The 22,776-nt window shown below is 68.8% G+C and carries 20 protein-coding genes; 9 read left to right on the top strand and 11 right to left on the bottom strand.

Features of this window, described 5'->3' with window-relative positions; genetic code table 11:
- Nucleotides 1-108 precede the first annotated feature (108 nt).
- Nucleotides 109-1,608 (bottom strand): bifunctional aminoglycoside phosphotransferase/ATP-binding protein, encoded by a 1,500-nt coding sequence (locus tag SGCZBJ_RS11270; RefSeq protein WP_101718105.1) that lies wholly within the window; start codon nucleotides 1,606-1,608, stop codon nucleotides 109-111.
- A 148-nt stretch (nucleotides 1,609-1,756) separates the two neighbouring features.
- Here SGCZBJ_RS11270 and SGCZBJ_RS11265 point away from each other — a divergent pair, with 148 nt between their 5' ends.
- On the top strand, nucleotides 1,757-2,377 hold the full coding sequence (locus SGCZBJ_RS11265) for a TetR/AcrR family transcriptional regulator (RefSeq protein WP_101718095.1): 621 nt from the start codon (nucleotides 1,757-1,759) through the stop codon (nucleotides 2,375-2,377).
- Between the two features lie 3 nt (nucleotides 2,378-2,380).
- On the opposite strand, the gene pdxH is transcribed toward SGCZBJ_RS11265, so the two are convergent.
- Nucleotides 2,381-3,049, bottom strand: coding sequence for a pyridoxamine 5'-phosphate oxidase (gene pdxH / locus SGCZBJ_RS11260; protein ID WP_101718104.1), 669 nt, complete (start codon nucleotides 3,047-3,049; stop codon nucleotides 2,381-2,383).
- A gap of 143 nt (nucleotides 3,050-3,192) precedes the next feature.
- Here pdxH and SGCZBJ_RS11255 point away from each other — a divergent pair, with 143 nt between their 5' ends.
- Together SGCZBJ_RS11255 and SGCZBJ_RS11250 are read left to right on the top strand one after the other, a co-directional pair.
- Nucleotides 3,193-3,534, top strand: a complete 342-nt coding sequence (locus tag SGCZBJ_RS11255; RefSeq protein ID WP_101718094.1) for a hypothetical protein — start codon at nucleotides 3,193-3,195, stop codon at nucleotides 3,532-3,534.
- 39 nt (nucleotides 3,535-3,573) lie between these two features.
- Nucleotides 3,574-4,281, top strand: a complete 708-nt coding sequence (locus SGCZBJ_RS11250) for a DnaJ C-terminal domain-containing protein (protein WP_101718103.1) — start codon at nucleotides 3,574-3,576, stop codon at nucleotides 4,279-4,281.
- A 4-nt stretch (nucleotides 4,282-4,285) separates the two neighbouring features.
- Here SGCZBJ_RS11250 and SGCZBJ_RS11245 read toward each other — a convergent pair whose 3' ends face one another.
- The 4 genes from SGCZBJ_RS11245 to SGCZBJ_RS11225 form a co-directional block, all read right to left on the bottom strand.
- Nucleotides 4,286-4,708, bottom strand: coding sequence for a hypothetical protein (locus SGCZBJ_RS11245; protein WP_101718093.1), 423 nt, complete (start codon nucleotides 4,706-4,708; stop codon nucleotides 4,286-4,288).
- Nucleotides 4,708-5,523: a TIGR02587 family membrane protein gene (locus SGCZBJ_RS11240; RefSeq protein ID WP_101718092.1), complete on the bottom strand. Its 816-nt coding sequence runs from the start codon at nucleotides 5,521-5,523 to the stop codon at nucleotides 4,708-4,710. Before SGCZBJ_RS11240 ends, SGCZBJ_RS11245 begins: the two co-directional genes overlap by 1 nt.
- Nucleotides 5,524-5,777: 254 nt before the next feature.
- Nucleotides 5,778-6,131: a DUF6152 family protein gene (locus tag SGCZBJ_RS11230; RefSeq protein WP_205685371.1), complete on the bottom strand. Its 354-nt coding sequence runs from the start codon at nucleotides 6,129-6,131 to the stop codon at nucleotides 5,778-5,780.
- 72 nt (nucleotides 6,132-6,203) lie between these two features.
- Nucleotides 6,204-7,118, bottom strand: a complete 915-nt coding sequence (locus SGCZBJ_RS11225; protein ID WP_133149232.1) for a DUF2268 domain-containing putative Zn-dependent protease — start codon at nucleotides 7,116-7,118, stop codon at nucleotides 6,204-6,206.
- A 191-nt stretch (nucleotides 7,119-7,309) separates the two neighbouring features.
- Between SGCZBJ_RS11225 and SGCZBJ_RS11220 the strand changes: the two genes are divergently transcribed.
- The 4 genes from SGCZBJ_RS11220 to SGCZBJ_RS11205 all read left to right on the top strand — a co-directional run bounded on the left by SGCZBJ_RS11220 (nucleotide 7,310) and on the right by SGCZBJ_RS11205 (nucleotide 11,641).
- Entirely contained in the window at nucleotides 7,310-7,726 is a 417-nt protein-coding gene (locus tag SGCZBJ_RS11220; protein WP_101718089.1) for an organic hydroperoxide resistance protein, read from the top strand.
- A complete protein-coding gene (locus SGCZBJ_RS11215; RefSeq protein WP_101718088.1) occupies nucleotides 7,723-8,172 on the top strand; it encodes a MarR family winged helix-turn-helix transcriptional regulator in 450 nt (149 codons plus the stop codon). Before SGCZBJ_RS11220 ends, SGCZBJ_RS11215 begins: the two co-directional genes overlap by 4 nt.
- Nucleotides 8,173-8,278: 106 nt before the next feature.
- Nucleotides 8,279-9,919, top strand: a complete 1,641-nt coding sequence (locus SGCZBJ_RS11210; protein ID WP_101718087.1) for an NAD(P)/FAD-dependent oxidoreductase — start codon at nucleotides 8,279-8,281, stop codon at nucleotides 9,917-9,919.
- Nucleotides 9,920-10,093: 174 nt separating this feature from the next.
- A complete protein-coding gene (locus SGCZBJ_RS11205; protein WP_101718086.1) occupies nucleotides 10,094-11,641 on the top strand; it encodes an ATP-binding protein in 1,548 nt (515 codons plus the stop codon).
- A gap of 45 nt (nucleotides 11,642-11,686) precedes the next feature.
- Here the strand turns inward: SGCZBJ_RS11205 and ahpF are convergent, their stop codons facing one another.
- From ahpF to SGCZBJ_RS11185, 5 genes are all read right to left on the bottom strand, one after another.
- Nucleotides 11,687-13,267, bottom strand: a complete 1,581-nt coding sequence (gene ahpF, locus SGCZBJ_RS11200) for an alkyl hydroperoxide reductase subunit F (RefSeq protein WP_101718085.1) — start codon at nucleotides 13,265-13,267, stop codon at nucleotides 11,687-11,689.
- A 132-nt stretch (nucleotides 13,268-13,399) separates the two neighbouring features.
- Nucleotides 13,400-13,963, bottom strand: coding sequence for an alkyl hydroperoxide reductase subunit C (gene ahpC / locus SGCZBJ_RS11195; RefSeq protein ID WP_101718084.1), 564 nt, complete (start codon nucleotides 13,961-13,963; stop codon nucleotides 13,400-13,402).
- A 102-nt stretch (nucleotides 13,964-14,065) separates the two neighbouring features.
- Nucleotides 14,066-14,245, bottom strand: a complete 180-nt coding sequence (locus SGCZBJ_RS25370; RefSeq protein ID WP_133149231.1) for a hypothetical protein — start codon at nucleotides 14,243-14,245, stop codon at nucleotides 14,066-14,068.
- 89 nt (nucleotides 14,246-14,334) lie between these two features.
- Nucleotides 14,335-16,272 carry a sialate O-acetylesterase gene (locus SGCZBJ_RS11190; RefSeq protein WP_240621481.1) on the bottom strand — a complete coding sequence of 646 codons (1,938 nt, stop codon included), beginning with the start codon at nucleotides 16,270-16,272 and terminating at the stop codon, nucleotides 14,335-14,337.
- 150 nt (nucleotides 16,273-16,422) lie between these two features.
- The gene (locus SGCZBJ_RS11185; protein ID WP_101718082.1) at nucleotides 16,423-18,879 is read right to left on the bottom strand and encodes a glycoside hydrolase family 3 protein; all 2,457 of its coding nucleotides are present in this window, start codon (nucleotides 18,877-18,879) and stop codon (nucleotides 16,423-16,425) included.
- A 136-nt stretch (nucleotides 18,880-19,015) separates the two neighbouring features.
- On the opposite strand from SGCZBJ_RS11185, the gene SGCZBJ_RS11180 reads away from it, so the two are divergent.
- Both SGCZBJ_RS11180 and SGCZBJ_RS11175 read left to right on the top strand, forming a co-directional pair.
- Nucleotides 19,016-20,983, top strand: a complete 1,968-nt coding sequence (locus tag SGCZBJ_RS11180; protein ID WP_101718081.1) for a glycoside hydrolase family 97 protein — start codon at nucleotides 19,016-19,018, stop codon at nucleotides 20,981-20,983.
- Nucleotides 20,984-21,122: 139 nt separating this feature from the next.
- A complete protein-coding gene (locus SGCZBJ_RS11175; RefSeq protein WP_101718080.1) occupies nucleotides 21,123-22,736 on the top strand; it encodes an alpha-L-fucosidase in 1,614 nt (537 codons plus the stop codon).
- Nucleotides 22,737-22,776 lie beyond the last annotated feature (40 nt).

Genomic DNA, 22,776 nt, shown 5'->3' with positions numbered 1-22,776 from the left:
TCCGGCCCTCCGGGCCACCTCCCCCAGAGGGGGAGGATTTAATGCGCCAAGATGCTCCCCCACTGGGGGAGCTGTCGGCGAAGCCGACTGAGGGGGACCGCGAAGCGGCTACCCCATCTGCTCGGCCAGCGCCCTCGCCTCGTCCTCGAAGGCGCTGACCGTGTCCACGCGGCGCCAGTCGATGTCGCCGGTGTCGCGGGTGAGTTGGCTTTCCAGCACGGCGACGTCGGCGTCGGAGGCGTCGTTGACGCGGGCGGCGACGCGGGCGCGCAGGACGTCGGCGGGGGCTTCGAGCCAGACGCCCTGGAAGGCGACGTCGAGCTTCGTCGCCAGGGCCTCGGCGCGGGCGCGCTGCTCGGGCTTGATGAACACGGCGTCGACCACCACCGAGCGGCCGGCCTTCAGGACCAGTTCGGCGTCGCGGAACAGCTCGTCATAGACCTTGTCGCTGACCTCGGGGGTGTAGGCCTCCTTGGGCAGACGTTGCAGCGTCGGCGCGTTCCACAGGCGCTTGCGGATCTCGTCGGTGCGCAGGACTACCGCGCCCGGCGCGGCGCCCAGGCCCGGCGCGCAGACGCGGGCGAAGGTCGACTTGCCCGAGCCCGACAGGCCGCCGGTTGCCACCAAGCTGACCGGCTTGGGCGCCAGGTGCTCGATGGCGGTGGCCAGATAGGCGCGGGCGGCCTCGTCGTCGCCGGTATAGGCCCAGACGTGGGTGCGCACGGCGGCGCGGACGCTGAGCATCAGCGGCAGGGCGGCCAGGCCCGTCCACAGGCCCTCGCCGAACGTCCGGGCGGCCTCGTCGAGATAGGCGTTCAGCACCCGGCCGGCCGCGTCGCGGCGACGGCGGAAGTCCAGGTCCATCAGCAGGAAGGCCAGGTCGTACTGCACGTCGATATCCGACAGGGCGTCGTTGAACTCGATGCAGTCGAAGAGGATCGGCCTGCCCTCCTCGATCAGTATGTTCCCCAGGTGCAGGTCGCCGTGGCAGTGGCGGGCGAAGCCCTCGGCGGCGCGGGCGTCGAGCTGCGGGGCAAGGCGCTTGAGGGCCAGGTCCGTCTCCTCGACCAGTCGCTCGACGGCCTGGGCGCCCAGGCGCGGGGCCAGGCCGCGCAGCAGATTGGCGTTTGAGGCGATGGTGTAGCCCAGCGCCGAGACGCCGCCGCCCTGCGGACGCAGCGCCGCGCCGGCGTGAAACTGGGCGATGGTGCGGCCCAGCGACTCTTCCAGGGCGTCGTCGATGGCCCACGGCTGGGAGGCCAGCACGGCTTCGCCGTCGAACCGGCGCATCTCCAGCAGGTACTCGACCACCTCGCCGGCCCCGTCGATCTCGATGCCACCGTCGGCGGCGCGGGTCAGCTGGCGCACGGCGCGATAGATGTCGGGCGCGGCGGCGCGATTGAAGGAAAGCTCGCGTTGCAGCGACCAGCGGCGCAATTCCAGGGTCGAATAATCCAGGAAGCCGAAGTCGACCGGGCGCTTCACCTTGAAGGCGGACTCGCCCACCAGGAACACCCGAGCGCAGGAGGTCTCGATGGTCTGGTCGGCTTTATCTCCCAGCCAAGCCGCCACTTCCTGTTCGCGCGCCGCTTCCGCGTCCTTGATCACGCCGTCCAACCTTCGTCTTCGCCCGCCCGATCGGCGGCGCCCGGGCGTCCCATAGCGCAAAGTTCGGTGCAAGTCCTCGCAGACGCTTGCGCGATCTACTTACGCGATAGTAGCGTTTAACCATCACAGTCTGATGTTGAGGAATCCCATGCTCATCGGCGCCGGACTGAAACGGTCCGAGCACAAGAAGGCGGAGATCCTGGCCGCGGCTCGCGACATCTTCCTCAAGGAAGGCTACGCGGACGCCGGCATGGAGTCGGTGGCCCGCGGGGCGGGCGTCTCGACCGCCACCCTGTATGCCTACTTCCCCAGCAAGGCCGAGCTGTTCCGCACCGTGGTGGTCGACAGCGTGCGGACGATGGCCGAGCCGGTGCGCGAAAGCGCCAAGGCCATCGGCGACGCCCGCGCCCGCCTGACCGCCCTCTCCCGGGCCTATGCCGAGTTCTTCGCCACCCCGGCGACGCGGGCGATGTTCCGGATGGTCACCGCCGAGCGGCGGCGCTTCGAGGGAGTGGCCGACCACTTCCTGGGCGCGGCGCGCGAGTCCCTGGGCGGGGCGGCGATCCAGGTGGTCAGGGAGTTGAACGCCTCGGGTGAACTGAAGGTCGACAAACCGTCCTGGGCCGCGGGGCAGCTGATGGGCATGCTCGACCACGCCACCCTGGTGCTGGGGCTGTCGGCCGGCGACGAGGTGCAGCCCGATCGCCCGGTTAACCAGATCGCCGAGGACGCCGTCGAGACCTTCCTGGCGCGATACGGCACAGCGTGACCGCTACGGGAACAGCCGCTGGGTGGCCCACGCCCCGTCGACGCGTTCGTAGACCAGGCGTTCGTGCAGGCGGAACGGCCGGTCGCGCCAGAATTCGATGACCTGCGGCACGATGCGGAAGCCCGACCAGTGCGGCGGGCGCGGCACCTTGCCGACCAGGCCGTACTTCAGGCCCATCTCGGCCACGCGACGCTCGAGCGCCAGGCGGTCGGGCAACGGCCGCGACTGGTCGCTGGCCCAGGCGCCCAGCTGGCTGTGGCGGGCGCGGCTGGCGAAATAGGCGTCGGCCTCGGCCTCGCTGACGGGCTCGACCACGCCCCGCACCCGCACCTGGCGGCGCAGCGACTTCCAGTGGAACAGCAGGGCCGCCTTGGGATTGGCGGCCAGTTCGCGGCCCTTGGCGCTTTGCAGGTTGGTGTAGAAGACGAAGCCGCGGCTATCGACGTCCTTGAGCAGCACCATGCGCGAGTCGGGCATGCCGTCGGCGTCGACCGTCGAGACGGTCATGGCGTTGGGGTCGTTGGGCTCGGACTTGCCAGCCTCGGCCAGCCACTCGCCGAACAGGTGGATCGGGTCGCCCTCGGGCAGCAGCGCCGGCGGGGTGGCGGCGGCCACCTGGGCGACATAGTCGTCTTCGCTGGGCGAGGCGGGGATCAGCGGGGCGTCTGTCATGGCCTGGATATAGGCCTCCACGCGGCGGGGGGCCATGCTTGACCGCTACGTAAGCGCCCTTCGGAACTTTCGCGCCAGATCCCCACGCCCTTGACCACGCGTGAAAACCTGCAATCCAGGCGCGTAGATCAAGAGAATCTCACGTGAAGATCAAAAACCATCTCGTGCTGTCGCGCCTGGAAGTCCTGGCCGCCGTGACCATCGGCCTCGCCCATTTCGGCTCGTGGATCTCGCTCCACCCGCAACCGTCACTTTGGACCTCCTGGGACCTGTTGTCGCTGACGGTCCGCCTGGGCGTGTGCGTCGCCTTCCCGATCTGGTCGTTTCGACGCCTGCTGGCGTTGCAGGCCAGGGCGCGCATCGAAGGCCGCGAGGCCAGCTACCCCCTCGGCTGGACGGCCTCGAACTTCGCCTGGGGCGTCGGCGCGGCCTCGGTGCTGGTGGTCAGCCTGGGGGTCATGGTCACCCAATACCTAAAGTCTTAACTTAACGCCCCGTTGACCAAGTCGGCGCAGGGTCGCGGCATGACCGCCGCCTCGGCCCCTTCCCTGTCCCTTTCCGCCGCCCGCGCGATCCTGGGCGTCGCGCCCGGCGCCGACGAGCGCGAGCTGCGCGCGGCCTATCGCGAAGCCGCCAAGCGCGCCCATCCCGACCGTCCCGGCGGCGACGCGGCCCTGTTTCGCGACGTGCTGACCGCCTATCGCATGCTGCAAGGCGTCGAGCCCCCGGCCGGCCTGGGCTTTCCGCCCGCCACCGTCCAGACGCCGGCCATGCCGAGCCAGGCTGTGCTGGAGGTCGAGCCGGCCTTCGCCTTCATGGGCGGCGCGCTGGAAACCGAGGTCGGCGGGCGACGCCTGCGCCTCACCCTGCCCGCGGGCCTGCGCCACGGCGACACCGTGCGCGTCGGCGAGACCCTGCTGACCGTGCGTATCAAGGCCGAGCCGGCCGCCATGGTCCGCGGCCACGACCTGTGGCTGACCGTCCCCCTGGACGCCAGGGTGCTGGCCGAGGGCGGGCGCGTGGAGCTGGACACCGTCATCGGTCCGCGCACCGTGTGGATCTCGACCAAGGCCGCCGAACGGGGCCTGGTGCGGCTGAACGGCCAGGGCCTGCCGGCCCGCGCCGCCCACACCGCCGGCGACCTCTTCCTGCGTCTGGAGCGCACTGGGGCCGTGCACGAAAGCGCCGCCCGCTCGCAGCTGAAACGCTTCGCGGCCGCCTGGGCGGCCTGATCGCTCACGAGGCGTCGGCGAAGCCCCTGGCGCGCAGCACGAGGCGGCCCGCACGCGGGTCGTGCTCGAACACCAGCCCGCCGCCCACCCGCGACCTCTGGGGAATGTAGTCCAGCGTCGCCTGCGCGGTTTCCGCCTCGCCCTGCCCGCTCAGCACGCCCTCGATCGCGACCTGGGCGGCGGAGGATCCCCCGTGATTGATCGCCTCGACCTGCGCCACATAGCCGTGCGGCGTGGGGGTGACGGCGACCAGCCGCACCTCGATGGCCGGCGGCGAGCGCTCGCCCAGCAGGGCGTCCCAGCCGACGAAGCCGATGGCCGCCAGGGCGCAGACAAGGCCGATCGCCGCCGAGATCCACTCCAGCAGCGGCGGCTCGCTGCGCGGCGACGGCTTGGCGGCCCGACGGGACTTGGTCGCGGTCGCCATCAGACCACCAGCCGCGCGGTGGCCGCGCCGAGGGCGGCTGGAAAGGCCAGGACGATGGTCATGGTGGCGATCTCGTGCGGGGCGACGCCGTCCGTGCGTCCGAAGGTCCAGAGCAGATAGAGGCTGACGACCAGCGCCACGCCGTAGCCGGGCGCGGTGAAGCCGACAAAGGTGCGCAAGGGTCCGCCCGCCTGGCGCCGGCGGCTCTGGCCCGGAAAGCCCAGGCCATAGACGAAGGCGTGCAGCAGCAGCACCGACAGCCCCATCAGCAGCAGGGCCTGCAGCGGCCCCATCTGGTAGGCGATGAGGATCATCTCTTCGGTCGGGGCGACGGTGAAGGCCAGGAACAGCGCGCCGACCGCCATCAGGAAGATCTCGCCCAGGGTTCCGGCCCGCTGCTTCTCATGGGCGCTGGGCGCGCCCTCGCCCAACTGCTTGCCGGCGACCAGGGCGCCGATGGCGCCGGGCACGGCGCAGAGCGCCACCTTGCCGAGGTCGGCCTGGAAGGACAGCCCCCGCCGTCCCAGCACCCCGAACAGCGCCAGCAGCACCGCCGCCAGGAGGAAGCCGACGCCGAAGGCCGCCAGGGCGTCCAGCACCTCGTCCTTCAGGCGAAAGGTCGGCTCGAAGCCGGCATAGTACGACAGGCCCAGCAGCATCGGCAGCGACAGCAGCAGGAAGACCAGCAGCCGCGTCCGCTCGACCGCCATGCCCAGCGACCACATCTCCATGGTCATCAGCAGCGGGAAAGAGAACAGCAGGGCCCCGCCGAACGCGCGAGCCAGGGCCCGGCCATAGGCGACGTTGGCGTCCAAGGCGGCTCCTTCCGTGATCGTCCATCCAACGGCCAGGCTTGAAGCGCGGTTCCGCCTAGGGTTCGGACTGAAGTGTCCGGGAGTGAAAAATCAATGCTCCATCAATCGTCATCCCGGAAAGCCCGAAGCGCTTATCCGGGACCCGGGGCCGGCGCACTGCCGGTGCCCCCTGGGTCCCGGCTCTGCGGCCCGCTAGGCGGGCCTCCGGCCGGGATGACGACCTTTGTTAGAGCCTAGGTAATTGAGTACGGACCCTAGCGCAGCTCCACCGTCCGCCCGGCGACGGTGAGCCGCTCGATGCGCAGTTCGGCGACGCCGTCGCGGCGGGGATAGCCTTCCAGGGTGATCGGCTGGCCCGAGGCCAGCATCTCGTGCGACAGCCCCCGCGCCTCCATGCGGGCGACCGAGGCCAGGACCACGTCCCAGACCGCGCCGGCGTGGCGGACCTTGGCCGCGCCGTGAGGGTCGCCCCACGAGACGTCGGTCATGGGGCCGGTGACGCTGATCGCTTGATCGGTGTCGTAGGCGCTCCAGCCCGGATCGGCCGAGGCGGCGGCGGGAACGACGAGCACGACGGCGGCCACCGACAGCGGCATGAGCCTGAACATGGCCTCACCTCCTCAGCGCCCCGACGGGCGAAGTGGGACACGAAGCGACGATCGGGGCAAGCGCCCCCTTGGTCACTCCGGCGTCATCCCCGGCGTCCAGCCGCTGGCGGCGAGGAAGGCCCGGGCGTCCGACACGGTGAGGATCTCACGCAAGGCGGCGCGCTTGTCCTTCGCCCTGGCGTAATAGGCCTTGGCGATGCGGTAGCCGGTCCAGTAGCCGAGATCGGCGGGCTTCTCGGGCGTGGAATTGTAGAACCAGGCCGACAGGTCGGTCTTGTCGAGGTCGGCGGCGAAGGCGGTCTCGATCTCGCGCTCGCGCCCCTTGGTCAGGGGATCGAAATAGACATAGGCGGGCCGGCCGATCAGCAGTTCGGTGACGAACTCGGCGCCGCCCTCGAGCAGCGCCGTCTCAAGCACGGTCGGGTTTTCCTTCTCGGTTAGCAGCGGGTTCTGCTGGGCGTGGGCGTATTCGTGCAGCAGAACGCCGACGAAGCGGCCCTCGGTGTCGGGGTTCATGAACTCGGTGGCGCACAGGGCCTCCAGCCCCACCTGGACGCCCGTGACCGGACTGCCGATCGCCACCGGCTTGCCGCGGCCGACCGCCACGGTGACCGAGGGCACGCGCGCTTGCGGATAGAGCGTCGTGAACTTCGCCAGGGCCGTGTCCACCCGCCCCTTCACCTTGGGCAGCACGTCGGCGCAGGCCCGGGCCTTCTGGTAGAGCTCGGGCCGGGCGGCGATGGCTTCGGCCAGCCGGGTCGCCGTGGTGCGGCGGGCGGTGAAGAAGGTGCGCAGGCCCGGCGAGCCGGCGTCGATATAGCCGGCCTGAAGCTGCTCGGCGCTGGGACGACCGCCGGCCTGGTCATAGAGGCGGTAGAAGAGGTCGACGTCGGCGGTGTCGAGGCTGGACGAGGTCCCTTGCGTCCAGGCCGGGCCGGCCAGAACCATCGCTGCCGCCAGACCGGCTGTCAGAATCCAGGATCGCACGCGCCCCTCCCCTTTTTGTTGGGGGCGAAACTGGCTCGCCGGAGCTGCGAAGATCAAGGGCCCGCGTCGGCGACAGTCCCGTGCATGTCAGCATCCTTTCGGGGCGCGACGAAAAATCGTCGGCGGCGCCCTTGAAGTTATATCGTACGCGATTAAATCGTTATCACCAATTCAATCGCAGGAGCGAACCGATGAGCACTCTCTACCAAACCCGCGCCACGGCCACCGGCGGTCGCGAAGGCGGCGTCCGCAGCGACGACGGCCTGCTGGACGTACGCCTGGCCATGCCCAAGGCCCTCGGCGGCAAGGAAGACGGCACCAATCCCGAGCAGCTGTTCGCGGCCGGCTACGCCGCCTGCTTCCAGAGCGCCATGGCCTTCGTGGCCCGCCAGAAGAAGATCCCGCTGACCAGCTCGACCGTCACCGGCGTCGTCGGCCTGGCCGCGCAGGAAGTCGGCTTCAAGCTGGAAGTGGCGCTGGACGTCGAAACCCAGGGCCTTTCGCAGGAAGAAGCCGAAGCCCTGGTTGCCACGGCGCACCAGGTCTGCCCCTATTCCAACGCCACCCGCGGCAATATCGATGTCGCCCTCAACGTAAAGGCTGCATGACCTCGGACGCCGACAAAGCCCTGGACAAAGCGGTCGAGGTCTTGCGCCTCGACCGCCAGCTCTGCTTCGCCCTCTACAGCGCGGCCAACCGGGTCACGCGCCTGTACCGGCCGTTGCTGGACGCCCTGGGCCTGACCTATCCGCAGTACCTGGCCATGCTGGTGCTGTGGGAGCACAGCCCGCGCACCGTCGGCGAGATGGGCCAGGCGCTGGACCTGGAGTCCAGCACCCTGACCCCCCTGCTGAAGCGGCTGGAGGGCGCCGGCCTGATCGTGCGCAGCCGCGATCCCGACGACGAGCGGCGGGTGATCATCTCGCTGACGGACGCGGGCGACGCCATGCGCGACCAGGCCCTCGGCGTAGCCGAGCAGTTCTTCTGCAAGCTGGACACGCCGCTGCCGGAGCTGGTGGACCTGCGCGAGCGGCTGAAACGGCTGGCGGTTTAGACCCTCTTCTCTCCCGTCATTCCCGCCCTTGTGGCGGGAATGACGGGAAGTAAGGGAAGCCCCTCCCCCATGGCGCACGCGCCCGCGACCGGCTAAACCCCGCGCCATGCTGCGTCTTTCCGAACTGAAGCTGCCCCTGGACCATCCGCCGGAGGCCATGGCTCCGGCCATTTGCGCGCGCCTGGGGATCGCCCCGGATGACCTGCTCGAGGTCAAGCTCTGGCGGCGCGCACACGACGCGCGCAGGAAGAGCGCGATCCTGATGGTCTATACGGTGGACGTCGCCCTGCGCGACGAGGCCGCCGTTCTGGAGCGCTTCAAGGGCGACAGCCAGGTGCGCCCGACGCCCGACACCGACTACCGCTTCATGGCCCGCGCGCCGGAAGGCTTCGACGGCCCTCGCCCGGTGGTGATCGGGGCCGGTCCCTGCGGCCTGTTCGCGGGGCTGGTCCTGGCCCAAATGGGCTTCAAGCCGATCATCCTCGACCGCGGCAAGGTGGTGCGCGAGCGCACCAAGGACACCTGGGCCCTGTGGCGCAAGAGCGAGCTGAACCCGGAGTCGAACGTGCAGTTCGGCGAAGGCGGCGCGGGCACCTTCTCGGACGGCAAGCTCTACAGCCAGATCAAGGATCCGCGCTTCCTGGGCCGCAAGGTGCTGGAGGAGTTCGTCGCCGCCGGCGCGCCCGAAGAGATCCTGACCGAGGCCCACCCGCACATCGGCACCTTCCGCCTGGTGCACATGGTCGAGAACATCCGCGCCCTGATCGAGGGCCTGGGCGGCGAATACCGCTGGCAGCACCGGGTGACCGACTTCGAGATCGAGACCGGCGAGGACGGCGCGCGCAAGCTGAAGGGCCTGCACCTGTCGACCGGCGAATTCCTGGAAACCGAGCACGTGGTGCTGGCCGTGGGCCACAGCTCGCGCGACACGTTCCAGACCCTCTACGACCGCGGCGTCCATATCGAGGCCAAGCCGTTCTCGATCGGCGTGCGCATCGAGCACCCGCAATCGTGGATGGACAAGGCCCGCTTCGGGGCCTGCGCCGGCCACCCGGACCTGGGCGCGGCCGACTACAGCCTGTCGCACCACTGCTCGAACGGCCGCACGGTCTACAGCTTCTGCATGTGCCCCGGCGGCACGGTGGTGGCGGCGACCTCGGAGCCGAACCGGGTCGTGACCAACGGCATGAGCCAGTATTCGCGCAACGAGCGCAACGCCAACTCCGGCTTCGTGGTGGCCATCGATCCCGAGCGCGACTATCCGGGCCACCCGCTGGCCGGCATCGAGTTCCAGCGCAAATGGGAGAGCCTGGCCTTCACCGCCGGCGGCGGCGACTACAAGGCCCCGGCCCAGAAGGTCGGCGACTTCCTGGCCGGCCGTCCGTCGGAAGCACTGGGCGAGGTCTCGCCGTCGTACAAGCCGGGGATCAGGATGACGGATCTGGCCGAATGCCTGCCGCCGTTCGTGCTGGAGGCCATGCGCGAGGCCCTGCCGGTTTTCGGCCGCCAGATCGCCGGCTACGACCATCCGGACGTGCTGATGACCGGGGTCGAGACCCGCACCTCCTCGCCGATCCGCATCACGCGCGGCAAGGACCTGCAAAGCCTCAACACCGCCGGCCTGTTCCCGGCCGGCGAAGGCGCGGGCTATGCCGGCGGCATCCTGTCGGCGGGCGTGGACGGCATCAAGGCGGCTGAAGCGGTGGCGGCGGCCTATGTGGCCAAGGGCTGGGCGGAGGCGGTCTAAAGCCCGCCCCTTCCGATACTTTCCAATACCGAAACTCAATTAAGCTATCGCCAAAAGAGCATTTCGAATTTCAGCGCCATGTACGCGACCACAAATGCAATGGATTGCGGATATTGGAATTTAACCTTGATGCGCTAGGCTGAACTCTAGTCGGCGTTTCGGGGACTTCGATCTATGGCTGAGGCATCGGCTCGCGACGCTCTGTTGGTGGACGCCAGCACCTTCTTCGAGGTCTCGCTCGACCTGCTGATCATCCGCGATCTCGAGGGGACGGTGCTGAAGGCCAGCCCGTCGTGGCAGACCAAGCTTGGCCATCGCCCCGAGGACATGGAAGGCCAACCCCTGCTGCGCCTCGTCCACCCCGACGACATGCCCGGCACCCGCGACAGCGTGGTCGAGGTGGAGAACCGCAAGGACGGCGATCCGGTTCGAGGCTTCATCAACCGCTATCGCCACGCCGACGGCCACTACCGCACGCTGGAATGGCGCGCCCAGCGGGCCGGCGACCGCATCTACGGCGTGGCGCGCGACGTCACCGACCGGGTGGCGGCCGAGCGTCAGCTGATCGAGGCCAAGGCGGCGGCCGAGGCGGCCAACCGCGCCAAGAGCGACTTCCTGGCCAATATCAGCCACGAGATCCGCACGCCGCTGAACGGCGTCATCGGCATCGTCGACGCCCTGTCGCGCACCGCGCTCAGCCCCGAACAGGCCGAGATGATCGCCCTGGTCCGCGACTCGGGCGCGACGCTGGAACGGCTGGTGTCGGACTTCCTGGACGTCTCCAAGATCGAGGCCGGCCAACTTCAGCTGGAAAAGCGCTCGTTCAACCTCGACCAGGCGCTGCGTCCCGGCGTCGAGGTGATGCGCCGCCGGGCGCAAGAGAAGGGCTTGGCCTTCACCATCGAGCGGCCGCCGATCACAGGCGGCCGGCACCTGGGCGACGGCACGCGCCTGAGCCAGGTGATCGGCAACCTGCTGTCGAACGCCATCAAGTTCACCGAGACGGGCGCGATCACCCTGCGCGTCGCGGCGACCGAGGCTAACGGCGAGACCCAGCTGACCTTCGAGGTCGAGGACACCGGCATCGGCTTCGACGCCGAGCAGGCCGCCAACCTCTTCACCCGCTTTGGCCAGGCCGACGAGTCGATCAGCCGCCGGTTCGGGGGCACCGGCCTGGGGCTGTCGATCTGCCGCTCGCTGGTCGAGATGATGGGCGGCGAGATCTCGGCGACGTCGGAGCCCGGGGTCGGCAGCCGCTTCGTCTTCTCGCTGAGCCTGCCGCGCCTGCAGGAGGCCGTCGAGGTCAGCGCCGAGCCCCCGCCGCCGGAGCCGATCGCTCTGCCCGACCATCCGCTGCGCGTGCTGCTGGTCGAGGACCATCCGACCAACCAGCGGGTGGCCCAGCTGATCCTGGCGACCCAGGGCGCGGAGGTGGTCACCGTGGGCGATGGCTTCGAGGCGGTCGCCGCCTTCGGAGGCGGCCGCTTCGACATCGTCCTGATGGACATGCAGATGCCGCGCATGGACGGCCTGACCGCCACGCGGGCCATCCGCGCCCTAGAGGTCGAACGCGGCGCGACCCGCACGCCGATCATCATGCTCAGCGCCAACGCCCTGATGAAGCACCGCAACGAGGCCCTGACCGCCGGCGCCGACCTGCACGTGGCCAAGCCGATCACGGCGGCCAACCTGCTGGCGGGGATCCAGGCGGCGGTGGCTTGAGCTTTCTGGATCCCTCTCTCTGAGAGAGAGATCGGGTAAAGCCGATCAGGCCGCTTCGGCCTGCTCGGCCGGCAGGCGGATCAGGTAGTCGAAGGCCGACAGCGAGGCCTTGGCGCCCTCGCCCATGGCGATGATGATCTGCTTGTACGGCGTGGTGGTCGCATCGCCGGCCGCAAAGACGCCCGGCATCGAGGTCTCGCCGCGGTAGTCGACCTCGATCTCGCCGCGGTTGGAGAGGGCGACGTTCGAGTCCTTCAGCCACTCGGTGTTGGGCACCAGGCCGATCTGCACGAACACGCCTTCCAGGTCGACGCGGTGGGCCGTGTCGTGGTTGCGGTCCTTGTAGGACAGGCCGTTCACCTTGGCGCCGTCGCCGTGGATCTCGGTGGTCATGGCCGAGGTGACGATGGTGACGTTGGGCAGGCTGGCGAGCTTGCGTTGCAGAACCGCGTCGGCGCGCAGTTGGCTGTCGTACTCGATCAGGGTGACGTGGGCGACGATGCCGGCCAGGTCGATGGCCGCCTCGACGCCGCTGTTGCCGCCGCCGATCACCGCCACGCGCTTGCCCTTGAACAGCGGGCCGTCGCAGTGCGGGCAGTAGGCCACGCCCTTGTTCTTGTACTCGGCCTCGCCGGGCACGTTGACGTTCCGCCAGCGGGCGCCGGTGGACAGGATCACGGTGCGCGACTTCAGGCTGGCGCCGTTCTCGAGCTTGACCTCGATCAGGCCGCCCGGGGTCTTGGGGGCCACCAGGCCGACGGCCTTCTGCAGGTTCATCACGTCGACGTCGTACTGCTTGACGTGCTGTTCCAGCGCCGTGGCCAGCTTGGGGCCTTCGGTGTGCTGCACCGAGATGAAGTTCTCGATGGCCATGGTGTCGAGCACCTGGCCGCCGAAGCGCTCGGCGGCGACCCCGGTGCGAATGCCCTTGCGGGCGGCGTAGACGGCCGCGGCCGCGCCGGCGGGACCGCCGCCGATGACCAGCACCTCGAAGGCGTCCTTGGTCTTGATCTTCTCGGCCATGCGGGCTTCGGCGCCGGTGTCGAGCTTGGCCAGGATCTGCTCGACCTCCATGCGACCCTGGCCGAACGGCTGGCCGTTCAGCAGGATGGTCGGCACAGCCATAACTTGGCGCGCTTCAACTTCCTCTTGGAAGAGCGCGCCGTCGATGGCGACGTGGCGGATGCGCGGGTTCAGGGCGCTCATGGTGTTGAGCGCCTGCACGACGTCGGGGCAGTTCTGGCAGGACTGCGAGAAATAGGTCTCGAAGCTGTAGTCGCCGTCCAGGGCCTTGATGCGCTCGATCACCTCGGCGTCGAGGCGCGGCGGGTGGCCGCCGACGTGCAGCAGGGCTAGCACCAGCGAGGTGAACTCGTGGCCCAGCGGCAGGCCGGCGAAGCGGACATCGGCGTCGCCGGCGGCGCGCGTAATGGCGAACGAGGGCTTGCGGGCGTCGGCGCCGGCCAGGTTCAGGCTGACCTTGTCGGACGTCGCGGCGACGTCTTCCAGCAGGGCCAGCATGTCCTTGGAACCCTTGTCGTCGCCAAGCGACGCGACCAGTTCGATCGGCTGGCGCAGGTTCTGCAGATAGGTGCTCAGTTGGGTCTTCAGACCAGCGTCCAGCATGACGGGCTCCCAGAAAACTAGGGGGAGGAGGAAGTGCGTTCGATTTTCGGGGGAGGATCGAACGCGGCGAACGATCGAGGGGTGCGCCGCCGCTCCAGAAGGAGCGGCGGCGCGGGGTAGGTCTAGGTACGCTTAGATCTTGCCGACGAGGTCGAGCGAGGGGGCCAGGGTCTTTTCACCCTCTTCCCACTTGGCCGGGCAGACTTCGCCCGGGTGCGAAGCCACGTACTGGGCGGCCTTGATCTTGCGCAGCAGTTCGATGGCGTTGCGGCCGATGCCCTCGGCGGTCACTTCCATGAACTGGATCACGCCTTCCGGGTCGACCAGGAAGGTGCCGCGGTCGGCCAGGCCGACGCCCGGACGCATGATCTCGAAGTTGTTGGTGATCGCGCCCGAGGGGTCGCCGACCATGTGGTACTTGATCTTGCCGATGGCCGGCGAGCTGTCGTGCCAGGCCTTGTGCGAGAAGTGCGTGTCGGTCGACACGGCGTAGATCTCGACGCCCAGGCGGGTGAAGACGTCGTAGTTGTCGGCCAGGTCTTCCAGTTCGGTCGGGCAGACGAAGGTGAAGTCGGCCGGGTAGAAGAAGAAGACCGACCACTTGCCCTTGGTGTCGGCGTCGCTGACCGTGACGAACTTGCCGTCCTTGTACGACTGGGCGGTGAAGGATTTGATCGTGGTGTTGATCAGCGACATGGGACGCTCCGTTGGAAAAGGATGCGTCGTAGGTATCGCGATGCAGCAAATAGGTCCAATCGATAAAATCAGTTCCGAAGATAGATCGTTCCTATCTCGGTTTCACGACGCCTTGCGAGCAAGCTGAGCTGTGACGGGGGCTTGTGGCGCATAGGGTTCGGCGACGGGCAGGCAGCGGACTAGGACCTCTACGGTGAGTTCGCGGTCGGTGATGATCGGCGGCGCTTCGCCGAACACCGCTCGCCAAAGTTCGGCCAGTTCTTCGCAGGTGCGGTCAGTCAAGCAGCGGGCCTCCTTCAGGAGAAGGAAAGCCTTATGACGCAAGGGGTTGCTGGTTAATAAGCGGGGCTGGAGAGGAAATTCCCTCTCTCTTAAGAGAGAGGGATTTTGAGTTCGAACGGCGTCGCCGGCAGGCGGTTTCGGCCATAGAGGTTCAGCACCGGGCTGTCGGCCCAGGCGAAGCGGACCTTCACGGCGGCGTAGCCCGCCGGGACGCTCAGGCGGACCTTGTCGCCCTCCACGGTCGCATCAACGAAGCGGCACGCCTCGGCGGCCTCGCACAGCTCGAAGCCGGCCGGACGGCCCGAGCCGTAGACCACCGCCGGCTGGTCGAGCGTGACGACGACGTCGGCGCCCTCGCGCATGGCCGAGAGCGGCGCGGGTCCGGACGCGTCCAGGGACTCGCCATAGGCCAGCTTGCGGGCCAGGCCGCCGAGCCGCAGGCCGACCTGAAGCTTGTCGGCCGGGTGGATGTCGTAGGGCGAACCGAGATCGACGGCGGAGGCCAGGCCCGTCTTGGGATCGTCGGCGACGGTGCGGCGCTGGACGTCGCGCAGCTCGGCCCAGCGCGAGACGCCGGTCTTGTCGACCTGCGGCCCGAAGGCGGCCAGCTGCACCATCAGGAACGGCGCGTCCGGCGCGTCGAAGGCCCGCCGCCAGTCGGCGATCAGGGCCGGCATCAGCCGCTCGTACTCCTTGGCCTCGGTGACGTTGGCCTCGCCCTGGTACCAGGCGAAGCCCTTGACGCCGTAGGGCGCCAGCGGGGCGATCATGCCGTTGTGCAGGGTCGACAGGCCCGAGGTTCCCAGCCACGGCGCGTGCGGCGGCAGGCCGGTGTCGGACAGCTTCGTCGAGACCTTGTAGCGCCAGGTTCCGCCCAGCGGCACGAACGCGCCGTCGGCCAGCTTCAGGCCCTTGTCCTTGGCGGGGCCCCAGGCGCCGCCGCCGCCGCCCACGTCGATGGCGCGCACGGCGATGATGTTGCGGCCGGTCTTCAGGGTTCCGGCCGGCACGGCATAGGCACGCTTGAAGTCCCAGCCTTCCTGCGAGCCGACCTGGCGGCCGTTGACGAAGCTGGTGTCGATGTCGTCGACCGGCCCCAACATCAGGGTGGCGGCCTGCGCCGCCTGGGCCTTGGTCAGGGTGATCTCCGCGCGCAGCCAGATCGTGCCGTCGAAGGTCTCCAGGCCCGGATTGGTCTCCCAGAACTGCTCTGCTGGCATGGTCGCCCAGGCCCGGTCGTCGAAATCGGGCCTGGCCCAGCCCGCCGCATGCGGCTCGACCCTGGCGGCCCAGCGGTCGAGCATCGCGCCCCAGCGGGCCATGCCCTTGGCGGGATCCTTGGCGTAGTCGGCCAGCACCGACAGGCCCTCGTCATAGCCGCCCAGGGCCTTGAGGCCCTGGCCGCTGATCCAGTCCTGGATGATCGAGCCACCCCAGGTGGCGTCGATCAGGCCGACCGGCGCGCCCGCGGCCTTGCGGATGTCGCGGCCCATGAAGAAGCAGGCGGCCGAGAAGTTGTTGGCGCTGTCGTAGCTGGAGACCTTCCAGGCGGCCTGGGCGGGCAGCGTGTCGGTCGGGTTGGGCAGGCTGGTGCGGCCGGTCTGAAGCAGGCGCACGTGCGGGTCGGTCGCGCCGGCCGCCTCGGCCTCGCCATTGAGGGCGCGGCGCAGCGGATATTCCATGTTCGACTGGCCCGAGCACAGCCAGACGTCGCCCATCAGGAGGTCGGAGACCGTCTGGGTCGCCTCTCCGGCCTTGACGGTCAGGGTCAGAGGCTGGCCGGTCGCCGGGCGGGCGTTCAGCAGGGCGACCCAGCGCCCCTTGGCGTCGGCCGTGGCCAGGCCCTGCTCACCCGACAGGTCGAGGGCGACGACGGCATTGGGCGCGGCCACGCCCCAGACCCGGATGGGCTGGTCGCGCTGGAGCACGGCGTGGTCGGTGAACACCGAGGCCAGCAGCGGCGCGGCGGCGGCGGCGGGGCCGGCGAAGGCCAGGGCGGCGGCCCCGGCGAGCAGGTGACGAACCAAATTATGTCTCCTGATAAGCGCTCGGGAGGAGCCGATATCCTCGTCCTTCGACGAGCTCAGGATGAGGATATCTAGCGCCGCGGCTGACATGACCCTCATCCTGAGCTTGTCGAAGGACGAGGGTCATACCGCTTCAGATGGAGGGACCGATCAGTCCGCCTTGGCCGGGCATGTCGTGCCGGTCGGGTCGGTGGTCAGCTTCACGCCGCTGATCGAGACCGTCAGGGTCCCGGCCGTGGCCAGCGAGAACGGGGCCTTGACCTTGGTGACGTCCGTGCCGGCGGCCTGGAAGCACTTCAGCGGCACCTTCAGGCTGGTCCACTCGCCGAGCTTGGCGCCCGACAGCACCGGGGTGACGTCGAGCTTGCCGGCGCCGATACCCAGGGTCGTCTTGGCCGACGGGGCGGCGTCAACGCGCCAGTTCACCTGCAGGGCGATCTCGGCGTTGGTCTGGAAGGTCAGGTCGAAGGCCTTGTCGGCGGCGATCTCGGCCGCGGCGGGAACGCCGCCGGCGAAGGTCAGCTGGCGGCCGGCCTCCTGCACGTTGCCGGCGTCGACCGGCTTGATGTGCACCGAGGTGGTCGGCAGCAGGCGGAATTCGAACGGCGCCGAGGTCTTGCCGCCGACGAAGTAGTTACTGTCGTTGGCCGCGATGGCGGTGACGCCCGAGACTTCCGACAGCTTGGGCACGGTCCGGCCGGCCTTGTAGGTCAGTCCGTAGCCGTAGGCGAACAGCGGCGCGTAACCCTTGTCGCCCTTGTTCAGCGAGAACTGCGCGGCGGTCTTGGGCCAGCTGAACGACAGCTTGCCATTGAAGTCGCGGCGCGGCTTGCCGGCGGCGTCGCCGACCAGCACGTCGGCGATCCCGCCGCCTTCCGAGCCTGGCAGCCAGGCGGCGACGAAGGCGTCCGAGGCGTTCAGCTCGGGGTTCACCCACAGCGGACGGCCCGACAGGAACACGGCCACCACCGGCACGCCCTGAGCCTTCAGCTTCTTGAGCAGGGCCAGGTCGGTCTTGTCGCCTTGCTGATACTCCAACGACTTCAGGTCGCCGACGCCCTCGGCATAGGGCTGCTCGCCGAACACCACGACGGCGACGTCAGGCTTGTCGCTGAAGCTGCCGTCGACGCTGAGCGAGGCGCTGCCGCCCGAGGCCTCGACCGCGTCCTTGAAGCCCGAATAGATCGACTGGGCGTTCGGGAAGTCGCTGTTCTTGTTGTCGGTGCCCTGCCACGACAGGGTCCAGCCGCCCGACTGCTGGCCGATGTCGTCGGCGCCCGAGCCGGCGACCAGCACCTTCGCGCTGGCCTTGATCGGCAGCACGCCGCCGTTGTTCTTCAAGAGCACCAGCGACTTGGCCACGGCCTCGCGAGCGATGGCGCGGTGGTCGGCGTTGCCCAGCACGCCTTCGCGGCCTTCCCACGGACGGTCGGCGCGGAACAGGCCGAGCTTGGCCTTCACGCGCAGGATGCGGCGCACGGCGTCGTCGATGCGGGCCATAGGCACCTCGCCCGACTTGGCCTGGGCCAGCAGGTTGTCATAGAGGCCCTTCCAGCTGTCGGGGGCCATGTACATGTCCAGGCCCGCATTGGCGGCCTGGGCGCAGTTGGTCGGCGTGCAGCCCTCGACCTGGCCGTGGCCGTTCCAGTCGCCGACGATGAAGCCGTCGAAGCCCATGCGGCCCTTCAGCACGTCGGTCAGCAGCGACTTGTTGCCGTGCATCTTCTGGCCGTTCCAGCTGTTGAACGAGGCCATGATGGTCATGGTCCCGGCGTTGATGGCCGGAACGTAGCCCTGGGCGTGCAGGCGGATCAGCTCGGCTTCCGAAACCTGGGTGTCGCCCTGGTCCTTGCCGTTGGTGGTGCCTCCGTCGCCCAGGAAGTGCTTGGCGCTGGCCGCCACGTGCCCCTTTTGCAGGGCCTGGCCCTCGCTGACGGCGCCTTGCAGGCCCAGGATCATCTCGCGGGCGTACTGGCGGACGATCGCGGGATCCTCCGAATAGCCCTCGTAGGTGCGGCCCCAACGGTCGTCGCGCGGCACGGCCAGGGTCGGACCGAAGGCCCAGTCGAAGCCTGACACCGCTGTCTCCTGGCCCGTAGCGGCGCCGATCTTGCGGATCAGTTCAGGATCATGGGCCGCGCCCAAGGCGATGTTGTGCGGGAAGAGCGTGGCGCCGACGAGATTGTTGTTGCCGTGCACGGCGTCGATGCCGAACATCAGCGGAATGTTGGTCCCGCCACGCTGGGCGGCGGCGTCGCGGAACGCCTTGACGGTGTCGACCCACGGGCCGACCGGCGAGCGGTCGGGCGCGCCCAGGGGCGGCGAGCTGCCGCCGGCCAGGATCGAGCCCAGCGGATAGGTCTTGAGGTCCTCGGCCTTGATCGAGGCGGTGTCGGCCTGGATCATCTGGCCGATCTTCTCTTCCAGCGTCATCTTGGCCAGCAGGCCGTCGACGAAGGCTTCCGTGGCCGGATCGACCAGGCCCTGGCTCTTGGCCGCGGGCCACAGGGCCGGATGGGCGGTGCTCTTGGGACCGTCGGCGGCGAAGGCCGGGGCCGACAGAAGGGTGGTCGCCATCAGCGCGATGGTCAGGGTCCTGGTGTTCATGCTCCCCCGCTCTTCCTTGCTTAGGGCGGTCTGGAAGCCGCCTGGATGTTACCGGTATCGAAAGCTCGACGCCGATGCATACACGGTCTAATTAATACGACAAACACTGAGACAACGAATTTTAGGGAGACGTTGCATGGGGGTCATTCGGAGCGCCTTGCTGGCTGGAGCCGCATTGACAGCGCTGTATAGCGCAAAAGCCTCCGCCGAAACCCGCACCCTTTCCTCCCCCGACGGCGCGATCTCGATCCAAGTCTCCGACGAGTCGGGACAGGCGCGCTACGCCGTCGCCTACCGGGGCAAGAGCCTGATCTCCCCCTCGGGCCTGGGGCTGGAGCTCTCCAAGGGCGGCCGTTTTTCCTACGGCGTGAAGATTGTCGGCGCCGAAACGCCGAGCGGCGAGGACGTCTACGACCTGCCGGCCGCCAAGGTCAGCCACGTGGCCCAGAAGCGCAACGAACTGGCCGTCGACTTCCAGGAAGAGAGCGGCCGACGCTTGCGGGTAGTCTTCCGCGCCTACGACCAGGGCGTGGCCTTCCGCTATGTGCTGCCCCAGCAGGAGGCGACGGCAGCCACCAACGTCAACGACGAGGTGACCGGGTTCTCGTTCCCCAGGGACTACGGCTGCTGGGGCCTGAACCTCGGCAAGTTCGGCACCAGCCACGAGGGCGAGTTCGACGCCGTCCAGGCTTCGAAATTCCGCGAGCATAACCTCTATGACGCCCCGCTGGTCTGCCAGGGCGACAACGCCGCCTTCGCGCTGGCCGAGGCCGACCTGAAGGACTGGGCCGGCATGTACCTGACCGGCAGGGGCGACGGACGCCTGGGCCTGTCGGTAAAGCTTTCGCCGCGCCTCGACGGTTCGGGCACGGCGGTGAAGACCCGCCTGGGCGCCGACGTCGTCTCGCCGTGGCGGGTGATCATGATCGCACCCAAGGCCGGGCAGCTGGTCGAGAACACCCTTTTGACCACGCTGAGCGCGCCGTCGGTGGTCGAGGACACCAGCTGGATCAAGCCGGGCAAGGCCGCCTGGGACTGGTGGAACGGCCCGGCGCTGAAGGCCGTGCCCGACGCGGGCATGAACCCGCAGACCATCAAGGCCTATATCGACTTCGCCGCCGCCAACGGCCTGGAATACATGCTGATCGACGAAGGCTGGAACGTCGGGGCCGGCGGCGCCTCGGTGGTGCGGCCGGGCGTCGACGTCACCCGCCCCAAGCCCGAACTCGACCTGCCGGGCCTGATTTCCTACGGCGCCGACAGGAAGGTCGGCGTCTGGCTGTGGCTGAACTGGAAGGCGCTGGACGCCCAGATGGACGAGGCCCTGGCCCTCTACGAGCAGTGGGGGATCAAGGGCATCAAGGTCGACTTCATGGACCGTGACGATCAAGCGATGGTGGATTTCTACCACCGCCTGCTGAAGAAGGCGGCCCAGCACCACCTGATGGTCGACCTGCACGGCGCCTATCACCCGACGGGCCTGATCCGGACCTATCCGCACTACCTGACGCAGGAAGGCGTGCTGGGGGCCGAATACAACAAGTGGAGCGCGCGGATCACCGCGACCCACAACGTCAACCTCGCCTATACCCGCATGCTGCTGGGACCGATGGACTACACCCCCGGCGGCTTCCGCAACGTGGCGCCCGACAAGTTCGAGCCGCGCGACAAGCTGCCCTTCGTGCAGACCACGCGCGGCCAGGCGCTCGCGATGTTCGTCGTCTACGACAGCCCCTTCACCATCGTCGCCGACAGCCCCGACACCTATGCCGAAAGCCCCCAGGGCCTGGACTTCGCCGCCGCCGTGCCGACCACCTGGGACGAGGTGCGCTTCGTGACCGGCGAGATCAGCCAGTCGATCGTCGTGGCCCGCCGCAAGGGCGACGAATGGTGGATCGGCGCGCTGAACAACGAGACCGCTCGGACGGTGAAGGTCCCGCTCGGCTTCCTGGGCAAGGGCGCGTGGAAGGCCGACGTCCGCCAGGACGGCGCGACCCCGACCGGTATCGAGGTTTCGAACCCTGAAGTTTCCGCCACCTCGACCCTGACCCTGAAACTCGCCGCCAGCGGCGGCGCGGCCGCGCGCCTGACGCCGGTCCGCTAGCGCTTCCCTTGGACCGAAGACCCCGCCCTTCGACAAGCTCAGGGTGAGGTCTTCTTACTGACCCGCCTTTGCAATAGCCCTCATCCTGAGCTTGTCGAAGGACGAGGGCGACACCACCGCCAGACTGACGAGACCGACCATGCCCTTCACCCGCCGCGCGCTTCTGGGCGCGACCGCCGGCCTCGCCGCCTCGCCCGCCCTGGCCGCACCTCGCGGGCCGTTCAAGGCCAGCTGGGAGTCGCTGGCGGCCGGCTACAGGACGCCCGACTGGTTCCGCGACGCCAAGCTTGGCATCTGGTCGCACTGGGGGCCGCAGTGCGTGCCCGAGTACGGCGACTGGTACGGCCGGCAGATGTACCAGCAGGGCAACCCCTTCTACGAACACCACGTGAAGACCTACGGGCATCCGACGCAGTTCGGCTTCATGGAGTTCATCCCGCGCTGGAAGGCCGACGCCTGGGATCCCGAAGGCCTGATGAAGACCTACGTCGCCGCCGGCGCGAAGTTCTTCATGTCGATGGCCAACCACCACGACAATCTCGACCTGTTCGACAGCCGCCATCACGCCTGGAACTCGACGCGCGTGGGGCCCAGGCGCGACATCGTCGGAACGTGGGAGAAGGTCGCCCGCCGCCACGGCCTGAAGTTCGCCGTCTCCAACCACGCCGCCCACGCCTGGCACTGGTGGCAGACCGCCTACGGCTACGACGCCGAAGGCCCGCTGAAGGGCCAGCGCTACGACGCCTTCCGCCTGAGGAAGGCCGACGGCAAGGGCAAGTGGTGGCAGGGCCTGGATCCGCAGGACCTCTATACCGGCCCCAACATGGTGATCCCCGACGGGATCAATTCGATCGCGCAGGCCAACGCCTGGCACGACAAGCACGACGGCGAGTGGCTGGAGACCCCGCCGCCGAACAATCCCGCCTTCGTGCGCAACTGGCTGCTGCGCCAGAACGACCTCGTCGACCGCTACAAGCCCGACATGGTCTATTTCGACAACTACGCCCTGCCGCTGGGCCAGGCGGGGCTGGAGGCCACCGCGCACTTCTACAACAAAGCCATGCGCCAGTTCGGCAGGACCGACGTTGTGGTGACCGGCAAGAAGCTGACGCCCTTCCAGCGCAAGGCGATCGTGGAAGACGTGGAGCGCGGCTTCTCCGACCGCCTGCGCGACGAGCCCTGGCAGACCGATACCTGCATCGGCAACTGGCACTACGACCGCGGCCTCTATGAGCGCGACGGCTACAAGACCGCCAGGGACGTGATCCAGCGCCTGACCGACGTGGTCAGCAAGAACGGCACGCTGATGCTGTCGATCCCCCAGCGCGGCGACGGCTCGATCGACGACAAGGAAGCCAAGGTGCTGGCCGACATGGCCGGCTGGATCGCCGTCAACGGCGAGGCGATCTACTCGACCCGCCCATGGAAGATCTACGGCGAGGGCCCGACGCGCCTCGTGGAAGGCATGCAGAACGAGGGCGACGCCAAGCCGTTCGAGGCCCGCGACATCCGCTTCACCACCAAGGCCGGCGCGCTCTATGCCCTGCCGCTGGTCGAGCCCGGCCGCGAGATGGCGATCGAGAGCCTGGCGTTGGGCGCGCCGCATGCGACCGGCGAGGTGCGGCGCGTCAGCTTGCTTGGCGGCGATCCCCTGCCCTTCACCCGCGACGGCGAGGGCCTGAAGGTGACGCTGCCCGAGCGGCGGCCGGCCTTCACCCCGGTTTTGAAGATCGAAGGTCCGGGGCTGGCCTAAGCCTTTCAAACGCCCGTATGCTCCCTCGAGAACCGAGGGA

This window comes from Caulobacter zeae (genome assembly GCF_002858925.1).
In the GTDB taxonomy this organism is placed as follows: domain Bacteria; phylum Pseudomonadota; class Alphaproteobacteria; order Caulobacterales; family Caulobacteraceae; genus Caulobacter; species Caulobacter zeae.
This window is presented reverse-complemented; position numbering and strand designations above follow the sequence as displayed.

What these genes read in the sequence shown, in the direction of transcription:
- SGCZBJ_RS11265 (WP_101718095.1), top strand. Translation starts at nt 1,757, where the DNA reads ATGCTCATCGGCGCCGGACTGAAACGGTCCGAGCACAAGAAGGCGGAG.
- pdxH (WP_101718104.1), bottom strand. Translation starts at nt 3,049, where the DNA reads ATGACAGACGCCCCGCTGATCCCCGCCTCGCCCAGCGAAGACGACTAT.
- SGCZBJ_RS11250 (WP_101718103.1), top strand. Translation starts at nt 3,574, where the DNA reads ATGACCGCCGCCTCGGCCCCTTCCCTGTCCCTTTCCGCCGCCCGCGCG.
- SGCZBJ_RS11245 (WP_101718093.1), bottom strand. Translation starts at nt 4,708, where the DNA reads ATGGCGACCGCGACCAAGTCCCGTCGGGCCGCCAAGCCGTCGCCGCGC.
- SGCZBJ_RS11230 (WP_205685371.1), bottom strand. Translation starts at nt 6,131, where the DNA reads ATGTTCAGGCTCATGCCGCTGTCGGTGGCCGCCGTCGTGCTCGTCGTT.
- SGCZBJ_RS11220 (WP_101718089.1), top strand. Translation starts at nt 7,310, where the DNA reads ATGAGCACTCTCTACCAAACCCGCGCCACGGCCACCGGCGGTCGCGAA.
- SGCZBJ_RS11215 (WP_101718088.1), top strand. Translation starts at nt 7,723, where the DNA reads ATGACCTCGGACGCCGACAAAGCCCTGGACAAAGCGGTCGAGGTCTTG.
- SGCZBJ_RS11210 (WP_101718087.1), top strand. Translation starts at nt 8,279, where the DNA reads ATGCTGCGTCTTTCCGAACTGAAGCTGCCCCTGGACCATCCGCCGGAG.
- SGCZBJ_RS11205 (WP_101718086.1), top strand. Translation starts at nt 10,094, where the DNA reads ATGGCTGAGGCATCGGCTCGCGACGCTCTGTTGGTGGACGCCAGCACC.
- ahpF (WP_101718085.1), bottom strand. Translation starts at nt 13,267, where the DNA reads ATGCTGGACGCTGGTCTGAAGACCCAACTGAGCACCTATCTGCAGAAC.
- ahpC (WP_101718084.1), bottom strand. Translation starts at nt 13,963, where the DNA reads ATGTCGCTGATCAACACCACGATCAAATCCTTCACCGCCCAGTCGTAC.
- SGCZBJ_RS11185 (WP_101718082.1), bottom strand. Translation starts at nt 18,879, where the DNA reads ATGAACACCAGGACCCTGACCATCGCGCTGATGGCGACCACCCTTCTG.
- SGCZBJ_RS11180 (WP_101718081.1), top strand. Translation starts at nt 19,016, where the DNA reads ATGGGGGTCATTCGGAGCGCCTTGCTGGCTGGAGCCGCATTGACAGCG.
- SGCZBJ_RS11175 (WP_101718080.1), top strand. Translation starts at nt 21,123, where the DNA reads ATGCCCTTCACCCGCCGCGCGCTTCTGGGCGCGACCGCCGGCCTCGCC.